Source organism: Brochothrix thermosphacta DSM 20171 = FSL F6-1036, from assembly GCF_036884295.1.
GTDB lineage: Bacteria > Bacillota > Bacilli > Lactobacillales > Listeriaceae > Brochothrix > Brochothrix thermosphacta.
Genome location: NZ_CP145608.1, coordinates 650,557 through 671,119 on the forward strand (window position 1 = coordinate 650,557; position 20,563 = coordinate 671,119).

General features: G+C 36.8%; 22 protein-coding genes. 20 read left to right on the top strand and 2 right to left on the bottom strand.

Annotation, left to right across the window (positions count from 1 at the left end):
• Positions 1-31: 31 nt before the first annotated feature.
• From V6S17_RS03345 to V6S17_RS03365, 5 genes are all read left to right on the top strand, one after another.
• The gene (locus V6S17_RS03345; RefSeq protein ID WP_029090620.1) at positions 32-298 is read left to right on the top strand and encodes a phosphocarrier protein HPr; all 267 of its coding nucleotides are present in this window, start codon (positions 32-34) and stop codon (positions 296-298) included.
• The gene (ptsP, locus tag V6S17_RS03350; RefSeq protein ID WP_029090619.1) at positions 298-2,016 is read left to right on the top strand and encodes a phosphoenolpyruvate--protein phosphotransferase; all 1,719 of its coding nucleotides are present in this window, start codon (positions 298-300) and stop codon (positions 2,014-2,016) included. Before V6S17_RS03345 ends, ptsP begins: the two co-directional genes overlap by 1 nt.
• Positions 2,017-2,198: 182 nt before the next feature.
• Positions 2,199-3,068, top strand: a complete 870-nt coding sequence (locus tag V6S17_RS03355) for an NAD(P)-dependent oxidoreductase (protein WP_029090618.1) — start codon at positions 2,199-2,201, stop codon at positions 3,066-3,068.
• A 77-nt stretch (positions 3,069-3,145) separates the two neighbouring features.
• Positions 3,146-3,901, top strand: coding sequence for a threonine/serine exporter family protein (locus V6S17_RS03360; protein ID WP_227001998.1), 756 nt, complete (start codon positions 3,146-3,148; stop codon positions 3,899-3,901).
• 13 nt (positions 3,902-3,914) lie between these two features.
• On the top strand, positions 3,915-4,361 hold the full coding sequence (locus V6S17_RS03365; RefSeq protein ID WP_036026744.1) for a threonine/serine exporter family protein: 447 nt from the start codon (positions 3,915-3,917) through the stop codon (positions 4,359-4,361).
• Between the two features lie 113 nt (positions 4,362-4,474).
• On the opposite strand, the gene V6S17_RS03370 is transcribed toward V6S17_RS03365, so the two are convergent.
• Entirely contained in the window at positions 4,475-5,629 is a 1,155-nt protein-coding gene (locus V6S17_RS03370; RefSeq protein WP_029090615.1) for an aminotransferase class I/II-fold pyridoxal phosphate-dependent enzyme, read from the bottom strand.
• Between the two features lie 160 nt (positions 5,630-5,789).
• Here V6S17_RS03370 and V6S17_RS03375 point away from each other — a divergent pair, with 160 nt between their 5' ends.
• From V6S17_RS03375 to V6S17_RS03400, 6 genes are all read left to right on the top strand, one after another.
• On the top strand, positions 5,790-6,017 hold the full coding sequence (locus V6S17_RS03375; RefSeq protein WP_029090614.1) for a hypothetical protein: 228 nt from the start codon (positions 5,790-5,792) through the stop codon (positions 6,015-6,017).
• A gap of 122 nt (positions 6,018-6,139) precedes the next feature.
• A complete protein-coding gene (locus tag V6S17_RS03380) occupies positions 6,140-6,373 on the top strand; it encodes a YkuJ family protein (protein ID WP_029090613.1) in 234 nt (77 codons plus the stop codon).
• Between the two features lie 130 nt (positions 6,374-6,503).
• Complete coding sequence (gene cbpB, locus V6S17_RS03385; protein WP_029090612.1) at positions 6,504-6,947, top strand: cyclic-di-AMP-binding protein CbpB; 444 nt, start codon at positions 6,504-6,506, stop codon at positions 6,945-6,947.
• 24 nt (positions 6,948-6,971) lie between these two features.
• Positions 6,972-7,862: a LysR family transcriptional regulator gene (locus tag V6S17_RS03390; RefSeq protein WP_029090611.1), complete on the top strand. Its 891-nt coding sequence runs from the start codon at positions 6,972-6,974 to the stop codon at positions 7,860-7,862.
• A gap of 45 nt (positions 7,863-7,907) precedes the next feature.
• On the top strand, positions 7,908-8,618 hold the full coding sequence (dapD, locus tag V6S17_RS03395) for a 2,3,4,5-tetrahydropyridine-2,6-dicarboxylate N-acetyltransferase (RefSeq protein WP_029090610.1): 711 nt from the start codon (positions 7,908-7,910) through the stop codon (positions 8,616-8,618).
• 24 nt (positions 8,619-8,642) lie between these two features.
• Positions 8,643-9,767: an N-acetyldiaminopimelate deacetylase gene (locus tag V6S17_RS03400; protein WP_029090609.1), complete on the top strand. Its 1,125-nt coding sequence runs from the start codon at positions 8,643-8,645 to the stop codon at positions 9,765-9,767.
• Positions 9,768-9,809: 42 nt separating this feature from the next.
• Here the strand turns inward: V6S17_RS03400 and V6S17_RS03405 are convergent, their stop codons facing one another.
• Positions 9,810-10,679, bottom strand: a complete 870-nt coding sequence (locus tag V6S17_RS03405; protein ID WP_051457228.1) for a mechanosensitive ion channel family protein — start codon at positions 10,677-10,679, stop codon at positions 9,810-9,812.
• A 243-nt stretch (positions 10,680-10,922) separates the two neighbouring features.
• On the opposite strand from V6S17_RS03405, the gene V6S17_RS03410 reads away from it, so the two are divergent.
• The 9 genes from V6S17_RS03410 (at position 10,923) to purC (ending at position 20,561) form a co-directional block, all read left to right on the top strand.
• Complete coding sequence (locus V6S17_RS03410) at positions 10,923-11,426, top strand: PTS sugar transporter subunit IIA (RefSeq protein ID WP_029090607.1); 504 nt, start codon at positions 10,923-10,925, stop codon at positions 11,424-11,426.
• A gap of 62 nt (positions 11,427-11,488) precedes the next feature.
• Positions 11,489-12,562, top strand: coding sequence for a M42 family metallopeptidase (locus V6S17_RS03415; RefSeq protein WP_029090606.1), 1,074 nt, complete (start codon positions 11,489-11,491; stop codon positions 12,560-12,562).
• 1,101 nt (positions 12,563-13,663) lie between these two features.
• Positions 13,664-14,620, top strand: coding sequence for an AEC family transporter (locus tag V6S17_RS03420; protein ID WP_029090605.1), 957 nt, complete (start codon positions 13,664-13,666; stop codon positions 14,618-14,620).
• A 188-nt stretch (positions 14,621-14,808) separates the two neighbouring features.
• Positions 14,809-15,996, top strand: a complete 1,188-nt coding sequence (locus V6S17_RS03425; protein ID WP_029090604.1) for an ammonium transporter — start codon at positions 14,809-14,811, stop codon at positions 15,994-15,996.
• A gap of 20 nt (positions 15,997-16,016) precedes the next feature.
• Positions 16,017-16,373, top strand: coding sequence for a P-II family nitrogen regulator (locus V6S17_RS03430; protein ID WP_029090603.1), 357 nt, complete (start codon positions 16,017-16,019; stop codon positions 16,371-16,373).
• A 376-nt stretch (positions 16,374-16,749) separates the two neighbouring features.
• Complete coding sequence (gene purE, locus V6S17_RS03435; RefSeq protein ID WP_029090602.1) at positions 16,750-17,238, top strand: 5-(carboxyamino)imidazole ribonucleotide mutase; 489 nt, start codon at positions 16,750-16,752, stop codon at positions 17,236-17,238.
• On the top strand, positions 17,231-18,352 hold the full coding sequence (purK, locus tag V6S17_RS03440) for a 5-(carboxyamino)imidazole ribonucleotide synthase (RefSeq protein WP_029090601.1): 1,122 nt from the start codon (positions 17,231-17,233) through the stop codon (positions 18,350-18,352). Before purE ends, purK begins: the two co-directional genes overlap by 8 nt.
• Before the next feature lie 16 nt (positions 18,353-18,368).
• Positions 18,369-19,670: an adenylosuccinate lyase gene (purB, locus tag V6S17_RS03445; protein ID WP_029090600.1), complete on the top strand. Its 1,302-nt coding sequence runs from the start codon at positions 18,369-18,371 to the stop codon at positions 19,668-19,670.
• Between the two features lie 168 nt (positions 19,671-19,838).
• Positions 19,839-20,561: a phosphoribosylaminoimidazolesuccinocarboxamide synthase gene (purC, locus tag V6S17_RS03450; RefSeq protein WP_029090599.1), complete on the top strand. Its 723-nt coding sequence runs from the start codon at positions 19,839-19,841 to the stop codon at positions 20,559-20,561.
• Positions 20,562-20,563 lie beyond the last annotated feature (2 nt).

Here is a 20,563-nt window from a genome sequence, read left to right on the forward strand (position 1 = left end):
ACAACTGTATATATAAAGGAGATTTTTAATTATGGAAAAACAAACATTCACTGTTATCGACGAAACAGGTATTCACGCACGCCCAGCAACTTTATTGGTACAATCAGCAAGCAAGTTTGCTTCAGATGTTCAATTAGGTTACAACGGCAAAGATGTTAACTTAAAATCAATCATGGGTGTTATGTCTTTAGGTATTGGTAAAGGCGCTGAAATTACAATCTCTGCAGAGGGTGCTGACGAAAAAGAAGCAATCGCTGGATTAACTGAAACACTTAAGAAAGAAGGATTGGCAGAATAATGGCTAAAAAAACACTTACCGGAATAGCAGCATCAGACGGTATTGCTGTTGGACCAGCCTATTTGCTTGTAGAACCTGATTTATCGTTTGAGAAAAAGAACATTACTGACGTTGATAGCGAAATTAAACGTTTTGAAGCGGCTGTTACTGTTTCTATCTCTGAATTGGAAGCAATTCGCGATAAAGCTAAAACAGACTTAGGTGAAGACAAAGCTGCCATCTTTGATGCACATTTACTTGTTGCTCAAGATCCAGAAGTGACAGGTCAAATCGAAGAACATATTAAAAATAACATCAATGCAGAAGCTGCTCTTCAAGATGCAACTGATACGTTTATTACAATTTTTGAATCGATGGATAATGAGTACATGCGTGAGCGTGCTGCTGATATTCGTGACGTTCGTAAACGTATTATGTCGCACTTATTAAATGTTGAGTTGCCATCACCAACAATGATCGATAGTGAAGTTGTTGTCGTTTCTGAAGATTTAACACCTTCAGATACAGCACAATTGAATCGTAAATTTGTTAAAGGTTTTGTAACTGACATTGGTGGACGTACTTCTCACTCAGCAATCATGGCGCGTTCGTTAGAAATTCCTGCAATCGTAGGAAGTGGTTCTATTACTGAATCAGTAACTAACGGTACAATGATTATTGTTGATGGTCTTGAAGGGAACGTACTTGTTGATCCAACAGAAGCAGAAATTGCTGAGTACCAAGAAAAGCAAGCTGCATTTGAAGCTCAACAAGCTGAATGGGAAAAACTAAAAAATGAAAAATCTGTCTCTAAAGATGGAAAAGAAGTTCTTTTAGTTGCAAACATTGGTTCACCTGGAGACATGGAAGGTGTTATTTCTAACGGTGCTGAAGGCGTTGGTTTATACCGTACTGAATTCTTATTTATGGGTCGCGATAACTTCCCATCTGAAGATGAGCAATTTGATGCTTATAAAGCAGTGCTTGAAGGTGTTAAAGAAGGCGCTCCTGTTGTTGTCCGTACTTTGGACATTGGTGGGGACAAAAACTTATCATACCTTAAATTACCAGAAGAAATGAACCCATTCTTAGGCGTGCGTGCAATTCGTTTATGCTTCAAAGAACAAGATATGTTCCGTACTCAATTACGTGCTTTATTGCGCGCAAGTGTTTATGGTCATTTACAAATCATGTTCCCAATGATTGCAACTTTAGGCGAATTCCGTAAAGCTAAAGCAATGTTAGAAGAAGAGAAAGCAAAATTAGTTTCTGAAGGCATTAAAGTATCTAACGATATCGAAGTTGGTATCATGATCGAGATTCCTGCAGCTGCAATTATTGCTGATCAATTCGCTAAAGAAGTAGACTTTATGAGTATCGGAACAAACGACTTGATTCAATACTCAATGGCTGCTGACCGTATGAACCAAGATATTTCTTATCTTTACCAACCATATAACCCAGCAATTTTACGTCTTGTGAAAAACGTTATTGACGCAGCTCACAAAGAAGGTAAATGGGCAGGTATGTGTGGCGAGATGGCGGGCGATCAAACAGCAGTACCATTGTTGTTAGGTTTAGGCTTAGATGAATTCTCTATGAGTGCATCATCAGTCTTGAAAACCCGTTCATTAATTGCTAAATTATCTTCAACTGAAATGGCAGAGTTAGCTGAAAAAGCAATTAACTGTGCAACTCAAGAAGATGTAATTGCAACAATGGATGAATATCTTAAATAAGATGAACTTCCAAACTACCCGATAATTATATCGGGTAGTTTTTTTGTCTCAAAAAGAGGATGTCGTTAAAAGAGTAATGAAATAGACAAAAATTAAAATGATTTATAATATAAAATTAGCTGATTGTTTTTTTATTGCTGTCTAAATGGTAAGATAAGCTAAAAGGCAAGGGAGCGATAGCAATGGCAAATGTCGGATTTATTGGTACAGGTGTAATGGGTACAGGGATGATTAAGCAACTGTTAGCCAAAGGAACAGCTGTTAAAGTATATACAAGAACAGCAGAACGCGCACAAAAGGTTCTTGATGCGGGTGCTACATATTGTGAAACTGCCAAAGAGTTAGCACAACAATCAGATATTGTTTTTACTGTGGTCGGATACCCAAAAGATGTAGAAACGCTTTATTTAGGAACAGATGGTATTCTTGGGGCAGCATCTACAGGTACTATTTTTATTGATATGACAACATCTTCTCCAACATTAGCACGTGAACTGAGTGCAAAAGCAAGCGTTTTAGGTAAACATGTATTAGATGCACCTGTTTCTGGTGGAGACATCGGTGCGCAAAATGGGACCTTATCAATTATGGTAGGTGGCGAACGCGCTGCATTTGAGCAAGTGTTGCCGCTATTTGAAAAAATGGGCAAAACGATTGTTTATCAAGGCGACGCAGGAAACGGTCAAAATGCCAAAATGGTAAATCAAATCGCAGTGGCAGGAACAATGCTTGGTGTTGTAGAAGCACTTGTTTACGCTAAAAAAATGGGATTAGATGAAAAAACCGTATTGGAATCGATTGAAACAGGTGCTGCAGGTAGTTGGACATTATCAAACCTTGGGCCGCGTATTATAGCTGATGATTTTGAACCCGGATTCTTTATTAAACATTTTGTGAAAGATATGACCATTGCTAGTAACGAAGCCGCTCAAAACGGCTTTGAATTACCTGGTTTACAGACGGCGAAAAGGCTTTATGAAGTTTTAGAGAATAGTGGATTAAGTGAAAAAGGAACGCAAGCACTTTATCACTATTATTTCATGAATAAATAGATGTTCAATCGTCAATCGGTCTGTTATCATTAAGGCATTAGCTTAACGATGAGAATCATCGGGAAGGAGGAGTTTGATTGAGCATTAAAGCTGGACGAGTGATTGATATCTGTGTATTAACAGGTAAAATCATGTTGGAAAATGGTGCTGAAAACTATCGAGTAGAAGATACAATGAAACGTATTGCCAATGCTTGTTATGATGGAGCGGAGGTAGGCAATAGTTTTGCGACACCAACAGGTATTTTTATGACAATTGAAGATGAAGGTATTAAACTACAAGAGGTCACCAAGCGAACGTTAAACCTAAAAAAAGTAACCGAAGCCAATCAAATTTCTCGTGAAATTGTCAACAAAGAAATTTCTCTTGATGAAGCCTATAAAAAATTAGTGCGATTGGATACAGAGAATAATCTTTATCCTGTATGGATTCAATTCACTGCCGCTTTTATTGTGAGTGGCGCCTTAATGCTTCTTTTTGGTGGTGTATGGTCCGATTTTATTGTGACTGCGTTTATTGGCGGTATTGGTTATTTGATTTTCTACTATAACGATGAATTATTAAAAATTAAATTTTTAGCTGAAGTCCTTGCTTCAATGGCAATTGCCGCCATGGGGATTTTTGCAGTTAAATATTCAATTGTATCAACATTGAATATTGTTGTAACAGGTGCAGTGATGCCATTAGTGCCTGGTGTGCCAATTGCAAATGCTGTGCGGGATTTACTAGCGGGGCACTTAATATCAGGAATGGGTCGTGGTGTCGAAGCGATTTTATCAGCAGCATCAATAGCAATAGGGATTGCTATTACATATCGCTTTTTATTGAACTAAGGAGGTTATTGAGATGTTAACTTATATTTTACACATTGCGTTGAGTTTTGTTTCAGTGGCCACCTTTGGTGTTTTGTTGAATATTCCTAAACGTGCCTTTATCGCCTGTGGGATAATTGGTGCTATTTGTTGGACTGTTTTTGAAGCATTTCTTTTTATGGGAACAGGGAAAATCATGTCAACATTAGTGGCGTCCTTTACTGTTGCCATTGCAAGTGATCGAATGGCTCGACATATGAAAATGCCGATGATTATTTTCAATATGCCAGGAATTGTTCCACTTGTACCCGGTTTTATTGCAATGACAGCCGTAAGAGAATATGTAAATGGTGATTATTTATCTGCAATCAATAATACCGTACATGTTTGTATGGTAGCAGGAGCGATTGCAATTGGTTTGATGTTATCAGAAGTGTTTAATAACAATATCCGTCGTTTCATAGTCCGACGTGAGGGTTAACATAAAAACATGAATAAAAGCACAAACTTCCTCTATTGTTGAGAAAGTTTGTGCTTTTTTTGTTTGAAAAAAATTGGAAGTAAATATTTTTAACTGTCGGATAAGGTTCGCAATTAATGATAACGAGCCATCATTTGTTTGAGTCGTTCCATAGCAATTTTTAAATGATCCATACTAGCAGCGTAAGAAATACGGAGGTAACGATCCCCTTTTTGAGAAAAGGAGTCACCAGGTATAATAGCGACTTGATACTGTTCCGCAAAGGCTACAGCAAAATCATAACTGTTTTCTTTCACATACTCAGGTAGTTTGATAAAGAAGTAAAAAGCACCGTCAGGAGAGATAACATCAAAGCCCATTTCCTCGAGAAGAGGTTGAACATAATCGCGTCTTTGGCGATAAGCTTCACGCATTTCCAGTGAATCGTTAAAACCATTGCTGAAGGCTTCTTCTGCAGCAATTTGCGAAATACTTGTGGCACAAGTTGTTGTGACTTGGTGTATCTTCAAGACATGTCTTACGATCGATTCGGGTGCCATTAAGACACCGATACGCCAACCGGTCATCGCATGCGATTTAGAAAGCCCATTTAATACGATTGTTTGTTCACGAATCTCACGAGCAAGCGAATAATGTTCTTCACCATAAGTTAGCTCACTATAGATTTCATCTGCAATCAGATAGATACCTAATTCTTTGATTTTTGCTGCAAGAACAATGGCTTCTTCTTTTGTATAGGTAACACCTGTTGGGTTACACGGATAAGCAAGAATTAAAACCTTTGTCTTCTCAGTGACATAATTATCTAACATAGCAGGTGTTACCTTGAATTCAGTAACCGTCGTGTCCATAACGACCATCTCAGCCCCTGCAAGATGTATCGGGGCAGTATAACCAGGATAGAGAGGGTCTGGCACTAAAACCTCGTCACCGGGGTTTAAAACAGTGCTCAGTGCAAGTGAAATTGCCTCAGTCGCACCAACTGTAATGACCACTTCAGATAAGGGATCATAATCAAGACTGTATTTCTTTTTGAAATAAGCAGCAGCCGCTTGGCGTGTAGATAAAAAGCCTGCATTTGGCGTATAGTTTGTAATATTATTATCAATAGCAGCTTTAGCAGCTGTTTTGATGTGATCTGGTGTCGGAAAATCAGGAGCGCCTAAAGTAAGTGGGATAATGTTAGGTATTATTCCAACTTTTTCGCTGAATTGGCGAATGCCAGAAATTTCAATGTCATCAACTAATCTATTTAAAGGTAAAACCATTCATAAACAACTCCTTTGTATTGTGTTATGTAATTAATTTATATTTTATCATAACTATCAAACAGATGAAGATAAAAATTATGGCTTGATAAAAAAAACGAATTCTAGTATTATAAGTGATAATGATAATTATTATCATTTAGAAGAGGAGCTGTGAGTTATGTCGAACAATAAACAAATCTGTTTTTTCCAAACGAAAATAAATGGGACGCCAATTTTGTTTCAAATTGTCGGCTTTAGCCCAGTGAACTCTTGGGGAGAAATTTATGCAGAGGTAAATCAAGAAAAATATCGATTTGTTGGTTATCATCGCAATAAAGTGTTAACCTGTGCTATTTGTGAAACACAACGCCTACTAACAAATATTGTGAACAAAAACAACAGTTAAATATAAAATAAAGTAAAAAAAAACCATCTTTAATTAGTGAAAAAAAGTGTAATATCTGATAAGATAATACATGCGATGATTTTTAAAGCAAATTTTTCAATGAGAAGAGAGGGGTTTTTTACTTGTCTCAATTAGCAGGTATTATACAACGTTTGAACGCTATGAAAGAGGACGATTCTGTTGAAGTACAACAACGTCGTTTTGAAAGAGAAGGAAAAGCAATTTGTGAAGTTAAATATTACCAAGCAACTGAATCATTCGAAATTGTTATTTTGGAAGAGGATCAAAAATATCAATTCGATAACATTGATTTAGCAGCAATTGATATCTTTGAATTATTACAAGATGCTCAGTAAACAATAAGTACTTAAAAAAACAAAGTGAACAGCTGTTTGCTTTGTTTTTTTTATTGCTTTAGAAGTTTTGTGAAATGTGGTTAAATGGTAGTAAGCTCTTCTTAGCAAATACTAAAGGTGGCGTTTATTAATGAATAACTCATTAAAGGAAGAATTTGAACTTGCAATGGAAGATTATGTTATTCCAGCAAGCAAAGTAGCACATGTCTTTGAAGATAATAGTCTTGAACATGCTCTACTTGTATTAACAAACACGGGTTATACGTTAATCCCTGTTTTAGATTATGATAACAAGTATATTGGTATGATTAATAACGCCGGTATTATGAATGATATAATGGGCGTTGAAAGTATTTTGTTTGAAAATTTACCAGAAGTAAAAGTTTCTAATGTAGTTATACGTGATTATCCAGTGTTACGTGTAGGTTTTTCATTTGAAATTTTATTAAAACATTTAATTGATCACTCTTTCTTATGTGTGGTTGATGATGATAACGAATTTGTCGGTATTGTAACACGTAGGGTTGCACTTAAGCGTTTAGCGAAAGCTATTCATCAGCCTGTTGATCAGTAAAAAGCGAACAAAGGATGATAAAAAATGAGTATTACAGAATTTAGAATATTGGATATGTTAGCGGAAGAGTTGAACATGAGGAAAACCGCAGAACGCCTTTATATTTCACAACCAGCACTTTCACAAAGGCTTCAATCGATTGAAGCACGGTGGGAGAAACAGTTGTTTATTCGTACTCGAAAAGGGCTATTGCTAACACCACAAGGTGAAAAAATTATTGAGTTTGCTCGTTCTGTATTGGAAGAAGAAGAACAGGTACTTGATGAACTTTTAGCAATGGAAGGTGTTGTTCAAGGGACGTTGAAGATATATTCGGGTACAATTGTTGCTCAACGATGGCTGCCGCATGTTTTTAAAGAGTTTATCGCACAATACCCGCATGTTAATATCGAGCTTGATTCCGGCGGGAGCCGCCGTTCACAGCAAGCAATTGCAGATGGTGAAGTACACCTAGCAATTACTCGAGGAGAATCGGATTGGACAGGTGAAAAGCGCTTTTTGTTTGCAGATAACCTTTGCTTAGTCGATAAATATAATACGACAACAGCTGAAACATTGGCATCTGATCGTCCTTTTATTCGCTTCAAAACAGATTCTGATTATGATCAAGGAATAATGGATTATTGGCAACAACATTTTCATCGTTTACCTAGTAAAACATTGGTTGTTGATCAGCTTGAAACGTGTAAACAAATGGCTTTAAGTGGCATTGGGTACACGATTTTACCAGAACTCATTATCGGTAAAAATACGCAACTAAATGTGATGCCGTTGGTTCAAGAAGATGGCGAACGTTTACATCGTAATACGTGGTTGTTAGGGTATAAAAAAAGTTTCCAACTGCCACAAGTACAGGCGTTTGTACAATTAATTGAACGTTTGGATAAAGAAAAAGGACTATTGCAAATATTCTAAAATATGGCACACTATAATAAATTGATAAAAAAGGAGAATGACATTATGAAGCAAATGGATGCAAATGAAATTATTAAATTTATTCAAGAAAGCAAAAAATCAACACCGGTAAAGGTTTACCTTAAAGGTGATTTAGATAAAATAACTTATCCTGACTCTATTAAAGACTTTGTTCAATCAACTTCAGGTGTTATTTTTGGTGAATGGGATGTTGTAGAACCATTCCTTACAGAAAACGCTGCTCATATCTCTGATTATGTTTTAGAAAATGACCGTCGTAATTCAGCAATTCCAGAAGTAGACTTGAAAAAATTCAATGCTCGTATTGAGCCTGATGTTATGATTCGTGATCAAGTTGAAATCGGTGATAATGCTGTCATCATGATGGGAGCATTGATTAATATCGGTGCTGTTATCGGTAAAAACACTATGATTGATATGAACGTTACTCTTGGAGGTCGTGCGACAGTTGGCGATAACTGTCATATCGGTGCAGGTACTGTTCTTGCAGGCGTTATTGAGCCGCCATCAGCACAACCAGTCATTGTTGAAGATGATGTATTAATTGGCGCTAATTGTACTGTATTAGAAGGCGTTCGTATTGGTAAAGGTTCTGTTGTTGCAGCCGGAGCGGTTGTCATTAAAGATGTAGAACCAGGAACAGTGGTTGCCGGTATTCCAGCACGTGAAATTAAGAAAATTGATGATAAAACACGTTCTAAAACAGAAATTATGTCGGCATTACGCGAACTGTAAACGTTGAAGAAAGAAGGAACGTCGATGAACTTAACTGACTTGCAAAAAATACGCCGTGATTTACATCAAATTCCTGAATTGGGATATGAAGAATTTAAGACACAAGCGTATTTATTGGATTATCTTTCACAACTGCCACAAGCGAATATGGTCGTGAAAAAATGGCGTACGGGATTACTTGTACGTATTTCAGGAACAGATTCAAAAAAAACGATTGGTTACCGTGCCGATATGGATGGACTTCCAATCGTTGAAGAAACAGGGTTAGCGTATGCCTCTAAACATCTGGGGAAAATGCATGCCTGTGGTCATGATATGCATATGACAATCGCGTTAGGTGTCATTACAAATATCGTAACGGCCCCTCTTCAAAACGATGTTGTTTTTTATTTTCAACCAGCAGAAGAAAATCCTGGTGGTGCTCAACCAATGTTGGCATCGGATGAGATGAAAGAATGGTGGCCAGATCAAATACTTGCCTTACATGTGGCTCCTGAATATGAAGTAGGGAAAATCGCTTTGAAGCCAGGATTGTTATTTGCCAATACGAGTGAGCTATTTGTTAATTTCACTGGTAAAGGTGGACATGCGGCGTATCCTCATAAAGCGAATGACATGGTAGTTGCCGCTTGTGAATTTGTATCACAAGTGCAATCGATTATCAGTCGTAATATTGACCCACTAGACAGTGCAGTTATTACGATCGGTAAAGTTGCGGCTGGGAACACCATGAATATTATTTCAGAAACAGCTGCGATAGAAGGAACGATTCGAACATTATCAAAAGAAACAATGGCGATTGTTAATGCACGCATTGCTCAATTGATCGAGGGGATGTCAATTGCCTATGATTGTAAAATTGAGCGTTTGGAGCGTCCCGCCTATATGCAAGTCTACAATAACGAACAAGTAACCAAGGAATTTATCGATCATTTAGAAAAACAATTTCCTGAGGCCTATGTTCCTTGTCGTGAAGCAATGACAGGAGAAGATTTTGGTTATATGTTAGATAAAATTCCTGGGTTAATGTTTTGGTTAGGCATTGATACGCCATACGGATTGCATCATTCTAAAATGTCACCAACTGAAGAGGCGTTACCTTTTGCAGTGGGTGTTATTACAAGTTACTTGAAAAGTTTAGACAAATAAAAAAGAAAAGGCGCTTTCGCCTTTTCTTTTTTTTATTTTGGTTTATGTTGTTGGTGCGATTGATAGAGGCATCAATAGTTTTTTTGCTTGGAAGTTTTGATACACTTTTTGATAAAGTTCATTGCTAACAACAAATTGTGATCCATTTACTGTATTAGTTGAAATCGTCACAACGAAGTTACCTTGTTCATAACCGACAATACCAGACACAACAGGTGTATCGACGATATTTGCATTATTTCTCGTGTACTCACGAGTAGTTTCCTCGATTGCAGCAAGAGCCTTATCAATATCTTCATTTGGGTTAATTTGAATACGCACAAGCGCCAACATATTCCCACGAGAATGATTGCTTACGACCATAATTTCACGATTGGGAATAAAATGAATTGTCCCGTTGAGATCTCTGATTTGTGTTGTACGTAACCCCAATAACTCAACAGTCCCTTTAATTTCTCCAACTGTGATATTGTCACCCACATCGAGTTGACGTTCCAATAGAATAAAGAAACCAGTGACAACATCACTTACTAAGCCTTGGGCACCAAAAGCCACTGCTAAACCGACGATACCCGCACTAGCGATGATGGCACGTACGTCTACGTTAAATGTACTCAATACACTAACGCTCAAGATAAACATCAAGATATAACGAAAAGCATTTTCAATTAGACTTAAAAGTGTATTTGAACGATTTTCGCTGACATTTTCACGCTTGCTATAACTGTCGAAAATTTTACGAATAATCCTTTGCCCAATAGCGCGTACGATATAGTAAATGATTACTGTGAAAATCAGGGATAGCAGACCATTAATAATGGTATCAATAATGTTTGACCAATCAATATTATTAAAAGTGGTATTGAAACGTGTAATTTGATTTGTTACTTCATTTGAGAAAGTCTCACTCAAAAAAATCACATCCTTATTAGCTTGTTTACTCTTTAAGAGCTATTACAATTGTACTTGTTATACATAAATTAGTCTAATTTTATAAAAGTGAGAGCGTTTGCCTAATAATTGTATAAGTTTTGTACAAAATTCACTGTTTTATGACAACAATGAGAGCGTGCCGTTTAAAATAAGCGATTATAGTGGAAAGTCATGCTATAATATATGTGATAGAAAGAACTATTTAAGGAGGAAATATAAATTATGTTTAAAAAATTATTCGGTAAAGAAAAAGCAATCACAAATGAAAAAATTGTATCACCAGTAACAGGTGTATTAATTAAGATTGAAGAAGTTCCAGACCCAGTATTTGCTCAAAAAATGATGGGTGAAGGTGTTGGTGTTCAACCAACAAACGGTATCGTTGTAGCACCAGTAGACGGCGAAATTATTCAAATTGCAGAAAAAAGCAAACATGCTTTTGGTATCCGCTCTGCACTTGGACAAGAAATTCTTGTACACATTGGTTTAGAAACAGTGGCAATGGAAGGTGAAGGCTTTAAGACACTTGTTAAATTAGGCGATCACGTTAAAGCTGGTCAACCAATCATCGAAGCTGATCTTGAATTAATTAAAGAAAAAGCAGCTTCAACAGTTATTCCAGTTGTTGTTACTAATAGTAGCAATAACGAATATGACTTTGTATGGACTGAACCAGGTAATGTAACAGCTGGTGAAACAGTTATTTTTGAAACAACAGCAAAATAATAATTTAAAACGCAATGAATGGCTTTTTCATTTGTTGCGTTTTTTTTAGGGGGATATTTTACATGAATAATAACACACAGCAATTATTTAAAACTTTGACTGAAATGGCAGCACCATCAGGATTTGAACGACCAGTACGTGCTTTTATGAAAGAGCAGATGGCACCGAATGTTGATCGTTTTGAACAAGATGGTTTAGGGGGCTTGTTTGGCGTAAAAGAAAATGCAGGAGCACCACGTATTTTAGTTGCCGGACATATGGATGAAGTTGGTTTTATTGTTACTAAAATTACACCTAATGGCATGATTAAATTTGATACGTTAGGTGGATGGAGTCCACATGTGTTGTCAGCACAACGCGTTCAAATCGTTTCTGACCATGGACCTGTAATCGGTGTTATTGCATCAGTGCCACCACATCTTTTATCTGAAGCAGAACGTAACGCACCAGTTAAAGCAGCTAACTTATTGATTGATATTGGTGCAGACAACGCTGAAGAAGTTATGGAATCATTTGGTATTTTACCAGGTTATCCAATCGCACCAGTTTCAGAATTCACACCTATGGCTAACCCAAAGAAAATTTTAGCGAAAGCATGGGATAATCGTTATGGTGTTGGTTTAGCAATTGAAGCAGCAGAAGAGTTGAAAAATATTAAATTACCGCATGAATTATATATCGGTGCGACAGTACAAGAAGAAGTTGGTCTTAGAGGCGCTGAAGCAGCAGCAAGCATGATTAAACCAGAAATGTTCATCGCATTAGATGCTTCACCAGCTAATGATACAACAGGCGATAAAAGTCAATTTGGTCAATTAGGCGGCGGATTCTTGTTACGTATCTATGATCGTACGATGATCACTCATCGAGGGTTACGTGATTTTATGTTAGAAACAGCGAAGGATAATCACATTCCTTATCAATACTTTGTATCGCCAGGCGGAACAGACGCTGGAACTGTTCATAAAATGGAAGGCGGAATTCCAAGTGCAGTAATTGGTTTGCCATCACGCTACATTCATACTAGTCAATCAATTTTACATGTGGATGATTATGCAGCAGCCAAAGAAATGCTCTTGAAATTATTACCACAATTAGATGCAACAACAATCGCATCAATTAAAGAAAATGCATAAATCTCACGAAAATTAAATTGCGGGTCTAATGTTTTATCTTTGTGTTTAATTTTTAAAAAATAAAAAACGAGCTTATCAAAATTAGATAAGTTCGTTTTTTTTGCATTTTATTTTTGACATCTAAAAGTTGTGTAGTTTATTTAATCCCTTTTTGAAAAAAATGTAAAAAGTAACAAGACAACAATTAACATGATAGAAAAAGTGAGATATTGCTTCGCATGAAAATTTAACACAGTAATTATAATAGATAAAATTATCGTAAAAATTAATTTCAGCTGATCCATAGAAGTCACTCCTTCATTTTACACTCCTATTATATGACAGCCCAAACAATTCCTTGAGCTATATAACCAGCTGAGTTAGCAATCATTCTAGGCACGCCTTTTTTTGTAGAAATTGGGATACTCCAGATTTCACTTCATCCAAAGGACTTAATAATACATAAGTGCTCCACCCGGCAACGAAATTTTTTTGAGAAATTTTTTTCTTCACGAATTTTGGCATCTTGGAATATATTTTTTTAGGTAAAACTTGGGTTGTGTATCTTTTCCCGAATTTTTTTATTAAGATACGGCCAACACTTCCCCATCCTTTAGTTTGAGACGAATTCACATGATAATTTTTTTGAGTTACTTCGTTATCTAAAGAAGCACTAACAACATCTTCATTTTCAAAAGTATTATCTAATATTTTTTGTTTTCCAGTCGTTCTGCAGAAATGGTAGATGCAATCGGCGAAAAAGATGTGAAAAATAGAGTGAAAGATAAAATACCAATTAAATACTTACTCGTTTTTTTCATAACATTACTCCTGTGTTTTTTTATTTGTTTGTTAATTTAATGCTACAACAGAATGAATGTAAAGTAACGCACCGTGTAGTTGCAATTATTAAATTGAAAGAACACATAAGCTTATTAAGAACTGAAAAGAATCATTAACGATTTTTTAATCGGTAGGCGTATCTTTGAAAGCTCATAAGTTTGGCCTTTTTTTAATAGAGAGAAAAATAAAAGGACATTAATGAAATTTCTCGATTTAGGAAGATAACGCAATCAAGCAGTGGTATACTAATAGTATTTTAAAAAGGGCGGGTGAGAAAAAATGGCTATACTTATGCAAGGCGCAGAAGGGATATTAACGATTCTAGTAATGATAGGGTTAGGATATTACCTATGTAGTCGAAAGTGGTTTGACGAGCGCACAACGGGTGTTATCGTACGTTTAGTAATTGTGGTATCTTTACCGATGTATATGATTTACAATATTCTCACCGATTTCACAAGAGATAAACTAATTGACCTTGTTCCTGGTTTGATGTATCCGTTATTATCAATGGGAATATTATTCATTGTGTCATTGTTAATGACGCGGATATTTCGTGTAAGAAAGGGACGACGTGGTACGTTTGCGTCGATGTTTTTAAACTCAAATACATTATTTATCGGTCTTCCTGTTAACCTCGCGTTATTTGGGACAAGTAGTTTACCGTATGTTCTAATTTATTTTATGGCAAATACGCTTTGTTTTTGGACATTAGGTGTTTATTTGATTAGTAAGGATGGCGAAAACAGTGAAATGGGTAAACCATCGGTTAAAACAGTTTTATCACGTGTTTTTTCGCCCCCTTTTATCGCTTTTTTAGTGGCTATTTTACTTTTATTATTAAATGTCCAATTTCCTAAATTTATTATGGATGATATGAAATACATTGGTGGAATGACAACTCCGTTATCAATGATCTTTATTGGTATTTGTATTTATCGGGCAGGAATTGAAAATGTTCGTTTATCAAAAGATGCCTTTGGGATTCTATTAGGTCGTTTCATAATTGCGCCAGCAATAATGATTGGGCTCGTATACTTTGCAGATATACCCATGCTGATGAAAGAGGTGTTTATTATCCAATCAGCTATGCCAGTAATGACAAATGCACCTGTCATTGCGCGAGCGAGTGGTGCGGATGCAGATTATGCTGCAATCATGGTCACGCTGAGTACTTTGTCTGCTTTGGTAGCCATCCCATTTTTATTATTTGCTGTTTCAAAAATCCCGTTTTAATCGATTTAATAAGCTGGACAGAACGGTATCATCTTAATAAGCTATTAAAAACACTGATTTTGTTAGCTTATGTAACAAAATAAACAGAATATTCCGTATTTTATTGCTTACGTTTGAAAATCTGCCTATAATTCAATCTCATAGAAGGATAGTTTTCTAGCAACTAATCTGAAAAGGGGATGTAATTTATGGCAGATACAGGATTTGTTTTTATATGTGCACTACTAGTATGGTTGATGACGCCGGGGTTAGCATTTTTTTATGGCGGTATGGGGCAAACTAAAAATGTGTTAAGTACCGCGATGTATAGTTTTTCTGCAATCGTAGTTGTTTCTATTTTATGGGTGATTGTCGGATATAGTTTGGCATTTTCACCAGGTAATTTATTTTTTGGAGGCTTTGATTATGTTTGGTTAAAAGACGTCGGTTATAGTATTCCTAAGGAAGGTATACCTGATGTGTTGAACATGATGTTCCAATTAACTTTTTGTGCTGTAACAGTTGCAATTATTAGTGGGGCTGTGGCAGAACGAATGAATTTTACAGCTTGGTTATTATTTATTAGTTTATGGGTATTGCTTGTTTATACTTTTGTAGCCCATTGGGTTTGGGGCGGAGGTTTTATTGATGAAAAAATCGGAGCGCTCGATTTTGCAGGTGGAACAGTTGTACATATTGCATCTGGAGTAGCAGGTTTAGTACTAGCACTGATGTTAGGCAAACGTAAAGAAATTGCGTTGCCGCATAATTTAACATTGGTCGGTTTAGGTGCAACGCTTGTTTGGTTAGGATGGTATGGTTTCAACACTGGGAGTGCGCTTGGGTTAACTGATATTGCTATGCATGCTTTCGTTAATACGAATACAGCAGCCGTTTTTGGTATTGTTGCTTGGGTAGGAATTGAATGGATTGTTATAAAAAAACCCACGTTTTTAGGCACAATGAGTGGTGCGTTGGCAGGGCTTGTAGGTATTACGCCAGCCGCAGGTTTTGTCACAATTACAGGGGCGATGTGTATTGGCTTACTAACTGCAGCAGGCTGTTACTGGGCGATTGCATACTTGAAACCTCGTCTTGGTTACGATGATGCTTTGGATGCGTTTGGATTACATGGTATTGGAGGAACAATTGGGGCGTTGCTAACAGGTGTGTTTGCAACTTCATCAGTCGGAGGCACGGATGGTCTTTTCAGCGGTAACCCCATGTTAGTATGGGATCAGTTTTTAGCAGTTATTATTACCATTGCTTTTGTTGCCGTGATGACATATCTAATTGCTAAAGTGGTATCATTTATTACACCGCTACGTGTCAATCAAAAAGCAGAGCAAACTGGTTTAGATGTAACGATACATGGTGAGCGTGCTTATCGAGAATAATTCAAAAGGGGGTTTTATAGATGGTAGAGGAAACAGGTATCTTTAAAGTTGAAATTATTACACGAGATGGTAAGTTTTATGAGCTGCAAAAAGCATTAAAGGAAGTTGGTATTACTGGGATCACTGTAACAAATGCATTAGGGACAGGTTTGCAAAAAGGTGAACTGGAACTATATCGTGGTGTGAAACATGATTCTAGCGTGTTTGAACGCATCAAAATCGAAATCGTCGTTCATGATGTCCCAGTCGATACAGTGATTGATGTTACCAAACATGTTTTGGGTACAGGGCAACCTGGAGATGGTAAAATATTTGTTTATCCCATTGTTAGAGTCGTGGACATTAGAACAGGAAATGAAGGACGCGACGCATTATAATTTTTTGAAAGATTGTTTTAATAACTGAAATAATCGAAGGCGTCATATCATTATAAAATAGTTTAATTTTTTTTTTATGTAAGCCAAAGCACAAAACATTTGTTTTGTGCTTTTTTTTGCTTAATATAGTATGGGATTACACGTTCCAACTCTAAACACGAACAATAAATATATATATTGCTTTAATGTTCGATTATAGGTTGACAGTATTTTGGGTTATTTGTTACAATGATATTGAAAGTAATAGAGATAATTAAAAATTACGATATAATTAGAAATGACCCTTTCATCTTAATTTAATGGGAGAGTGTTAAACTCAATCTAACACATCGTATATCTTAAATAGATTAATTACTAAGTAAAAGTGGAGGCGTTTATGACTGTCAAAATTGGTGTGATAATGGGAAGTACATCGGATTGGCCAACAATGAAGTTGGCATGTGACGTATTGGAACAGTATGGGATTGATTATGAAAAAAAAGTAGTCTCAGCACATCGAACGCCAGATCTAATGTTTGAATATGCAGAGCAAGCGCGCCAACGAGGAATCCAGATAATTATTGCGGGTGCGGGTGGTGCTGCACATCTTCCAGGCATGGTAGCAGCTAAAACAACGCTCCCAGTGATCGGTGTCCCGATTCAATCACGTGCACTCAATGGAATGGATTCACTTTTATCCATTGTACAAATGCCAGGTGGTGTCCCTGTTGCAACAGTAGCGATTGGTGAAGCTGGTGCTAAAAATGCAGGGCTGCTTGCAGCTCAAATTTTAGGGATTAATGACAATGACATTGCCACCCACTTAGATGACAATCGAAATGATATGCGAAATACAGTGATAGAAAGTAGTGATTTTCTTGAATAAACAGTTGTATCCAGGTCAAACAATTGGTATTATCGGTGGTGGGCAACTTGGAAAAATGCTTGCTCTATCAGCAAAATCAAACGGTTTTTATGTAATAGTACTTGATCCAGTGGCAAATTGCCCTTGTGCACAAGTGAGTGATGAACAGATTGTTGCCGACTATGATGATAAAACAGCGCTTAAACAATTGGCGCAACGTGCAGATGTCCTCACTTATGAATTCGAAAACATTGATTACAATGCGCTTCAAGCTGTTGAGAATAAAACAATAGTAGCACCAAATGCAGAGATACTATCGATTACGCAAGATCGTATTTTAGAAAAAACATTTTTGACTGACTTGAGCATAAATGTGGCACCATTTGCTGTTATTGTTGATCGTACAGATATTGATGCAAAAATTGCAGGCATTGGTTTCCCATCTGTGCTTAAAACAAGTAACGGTGGTTACGATGGTAAAGGGCAAGTAGTTATGCAAGATGAGCAGGATATTGAAGAAGCTGCAAAACTATTGCAATACGGACCATGTGTACTTGAAGCATGGATTCCATTTGATTCAGAAGCTTCAATTCTTGTATCGCGTAATCATTCGGGAGACATTCAATTGTTCCCAGTCGTTGAAAACGAACATCGCGATAACATTTTACATTTAACGATTGCACCGGCTCGATTATCGGCTGAAGTCATTTTACAAGCTGAAAGTATTGCGACTAAGTTAGCGCAAAAAACAGGCTTGGTTGGTACGTTAGCCATTGAGTTGTTTATCGGTAAAAATGAGGCAGTTTATGTTAATGAATTAGCACCACGTCCGCATAATTCAGGTCATTATTCGATTGAAGCATGTGATTTTTCACAATTTGAACAACACATTAGAGCAATTGCAGATTGGCCATTACAGCGTCCACAATTATTAAAAAAAGCAATAATGGTTAATGTATTAGGACAACATGTTGATAAAGTATATGCAGCAATTCCACATCATCCAGATTGGCATATTCATATGTATGGTAAAGATGCGGCTAAGCACAATCGTAAAATGGGGCATATCACTTTGTTAACGAATGATGTTGAGTCAGCGCTAGAAGATTTAAAAAACACCCGTATTTGGGATTAATTGGAGGAAAAATTAAATGATTGAACGCTATACCCGACCAGAGATGGGCAATATATGGACAACAGAAAATCGTTATAAAGCATGGTTAGAAGTAGAAATTTTGGCTGATGAAGCTTGGGCTGAATTAGGGATGATTCCTAAAGAAGATGCGGCTAAAATTCGCGCGAATGCTTCATTCGATAGTGCGCGTATTGCTGAAATTGAAAAAGAAACACGTCACGATGTTGTTGCATTTACTCGCTCAGTATCAGAATCATTAGGCGATGAAAAAAAATGGGTGCATTATGGTCTAACATCAACAGATGTGGTTGATACGGCCAATGGTTATTTGCTTAAACAAGCAAACGATATACTTCGCACTGATTTGCATAACTTCATTGAAATTATAAAAAATAAAGCAATCGAGCACAAAGATACTGTTACAATGGGTCGTACACACGGCGTTCATGCTGAACCAACAACGTTTGGATTGAAATTGGCATTATGGTATTCAGAAATGCAACGTAACTTAGAGCGTTTTGAACATGCCGCTCATACTGTCGAATTCGGAAAAATTTCGGGTGCAGTTGGTACTTATGCAAATATCGATCCGTTTGTTGAATCGTATGTTTGTGAAAAAATTGGCATCTCTGCAGATCCAATTTCAACACAGGTATTACAACGTGACCGTCATGCTGAATATGTGAGTACGTTAGCATTGATTGCTACATCGATTGAAAAATTCGCAACAGAAATTCGTGGTTTGCAAAAATCAGAAATCCGCGAAGTTGAAGAAGCTTTTGCCAAAGGGCAAAAAGGTTCATCAGCGATGCCGCATAAACGTAACCCAATCGGCTCAGAAAATATGACTGGATTGGCACGAGTTGTTCGTGGGCATGTGATGACAGCATTCGAAAACGTAACGTTATGGCATGAACGAGATATCTCGCATTCATCTGCTGAACGTATCATTTTGCCAGATGCAACAATTTTACTTGATTATATGCTTAACCGTTTTGGAAATATTGTGAAAAACTTAACAGTATTCCCTGAAAATATGAAGCGTAATATGGAAGCAACACATGGTTTAATCTATTCACAACACGTTTTGTTAACATTGATTGATAAAGGGATGGCACGTGAAGAAGCGTATGATACGGTTCAACCACTCGCGATGACATCTTGGGAAGAATCACTTCCTTTCCGTGGCTTAGTTGAAAACAACCCGATTATTGCTGGTAAATTATCAGCAGAAGAAATCGAAGCATGTTTTGATTATAACTATCATTTAACAAAAGTAGACTTTATCTTTGAACGACTAGGTCTTATCTCCAAATAATTTTTCAACCACATACAATTGAATACAAGGTGAGCAGTGTACTTAGCAAGAAGTTGTTAAGTACAGCGCAATACCCCTGAGGGATGACGGAATAACGTCTTCTCCTCTTAAGTATTCGCAATTTTCAAAGTATTCGCTCTTAATTAACTAATAGATGGAGGACTCATCATGCAAAAAGGTCACTTGTTATACGAAGGTAAAGCAAAATCGTTATTTGCAACAGAATCACCGGATATTTTATGGATGACATATAAAGATGATACAACGGCTTTAAATGGTGCTAGAAAAACTGCGTTTACAGATAAGGGGAAATTAAATAACCAAATATCGACACTCTTATTTCATTTTTTAGAAAAAAACGGTGTGCAAACACACTTACTTGAAACATTATCAGATACGGAACAACTCGTAAAAAAAGTAACTGTAATACCTATCGAAATTATCGTCAGAAATGTTATCGCTGGTTCATTTGCTAAAAAATTAGGCGTCGCTGAAGGCGAAGAACTGGCTGAGCCAATTGTTGAATTTTACTACAAAGAAGATGCACTTGATGATCCATTCATTAATGACGACCATGTGCGTTATCTCAAACTAGCAACAACTGTCGAAATAGCGGAGTTAAAGGAACTTGCATTAACCATTAATACGCTATTACAACAACGTTTCTTAGCAGCTGATATTTTATTGGTTGATTTCAAAATAGAGTGTGGTCGTCTGAACAATCAAACAATTGTTCTAGCCGATGAAATTTCGCCAGACAGCTGTCGCCTCTGGGATGTGAACACAAAACAAAAATTAGATAAAGATGTGTTCCGCCATGACTTAGGTGATTTAGTGTCAGTGTATCAAGAGGTATTACAACGCTTATTAAATAAAACGACGGAGGTATGAAA

What these genes read in the sequence shown, in the direction of transcription:
- ptsP (WP_029090619.1), top strand. Translation starts at nt 298, where the DNA reads ATGGCTAAAAAAACACTTACCGGAATAGCAGCATCAGACGGTATTGCT.
- V6S17_RS03425 (WP_029090604.1), top strand. Translation starts at nt 14,809, where the DNA reads ATGGCAGATACAGGATTTGTTTTTATATGTGCACTACTAGTATGGTTG.
- dapD (WP_029090610.1), top strand. Translation starts at nt 7,908, where the DNA reads ATGAAGCAAATGGATGCAAATGAAATTATTAAATTTATTCAAGAAAGC.
- V6S17_RS03400 (WP_029090609.1), top strand. Translation starts at nt 8,643, where the DNA reads ATGAACTTAACTGACTTGCAAAAAATACGCCGTGATTTACATCAAATT.
- cbpB (WP_029090612.1), top strand. Translation starts at nt 6,504, where the DNA reads ATGAATAACTCATTAAAGGAAGAATTTGAACTTGCAATGGAAGATTAT.
- purE (WP_029090602.1), top strand. Translation starts at nt 16,750, where the DNA reads ATGACTGTCAAAATTGGTGTGATAATGGGAAGTACATCGGATTGGCCA.
- V6S17_RS03390 (WP_029090611.1), top strand. Translation starts at nt 6,972, where the DNA reads ATGAGTATTACAGAATTTAGAATATTGGATATGTTAGCGGAAGAGTTG.
- V6S17_RS03375 (WP_029090614.1), top strand. Translation starts at nt 5,790, where the DNA reads ATGTCGAACAATAAACAAATCTGTTTTTTCCAAACGAAAATAAATGGG.
- V6S17_RS03430 (WP_029090603.1), top strand. Translation starts at nt 16,017, where the DNA reads ATGGTAGAGGAAACAGGTATCTTTAAAGTTGAAATTATTACACGAGAT.
- purC (WP_029090599.1), top strand. Translation starts at nt 19,839, where the DNA reads ATGCAAAAAGGTCACTTGTTATACGAAGGTAAAGCAAAATCGTTATTT.
- V6S17_RS03345 (WP_029090620.1), top strand. Translation starts at nt 32, where the DNA reads ATGGAAAAACAAACATTCACTGTTATCGACGAAACAGGTATTCACGCA.
- purB (WP_029090600.1), top strand. Translation starts at nt 18,369, where the DNA reads ATGATTGAACGCTATACCCGACCAGAGATGGGCAATATATGGACAACA.
- V6S17_RS03415 (WP_029090606.1), top strand. Translation starts at nt 11,489, where the DNA reads ATGAATAATAACACACAGCAATTATTTAAAACTTTGACTGAAATGGCA.
- V6S17_RS03410 (WP_029090607.1), top strand. Translation starts at nt 10,923, where the DNA reads ATGTTTAAAAAATTATTCGGTAAAGAAAAAGCAATCACAAATGAAAAA.
- V6S17_RS03355 (WP_029090618.1), top strand. Translation starts at nt 2,199, where the DNA reads ATGGCAAATGTCGGATTTATTGGTACAGGTGTAATGGGTACAGGGATG.
- V6S17_RS03365 (WP_036026744.1), top strand. Translation starts at nt 3,915, where the DNA reads ATGTTAACTTATATTTTACACATTGCGTTGAGTTTTGTTTCAGTGGCC.
- V6S17_RS03370 (WP_029090615.1), bottom strand. Translation starts at nt 5,629, where the DNA reads ATGGTTTTACCTTTAAATAGATTAGTTGATGACATTGAAATTTCTGGC.
- V6S17_RS03420 (WP_029090605.1), top strand. Translation starts at nt 13,664, where the DNA reads ATGGCTATACTTATGCAAGGCGCAGAAGGGATATTAACGATTCTAGTA.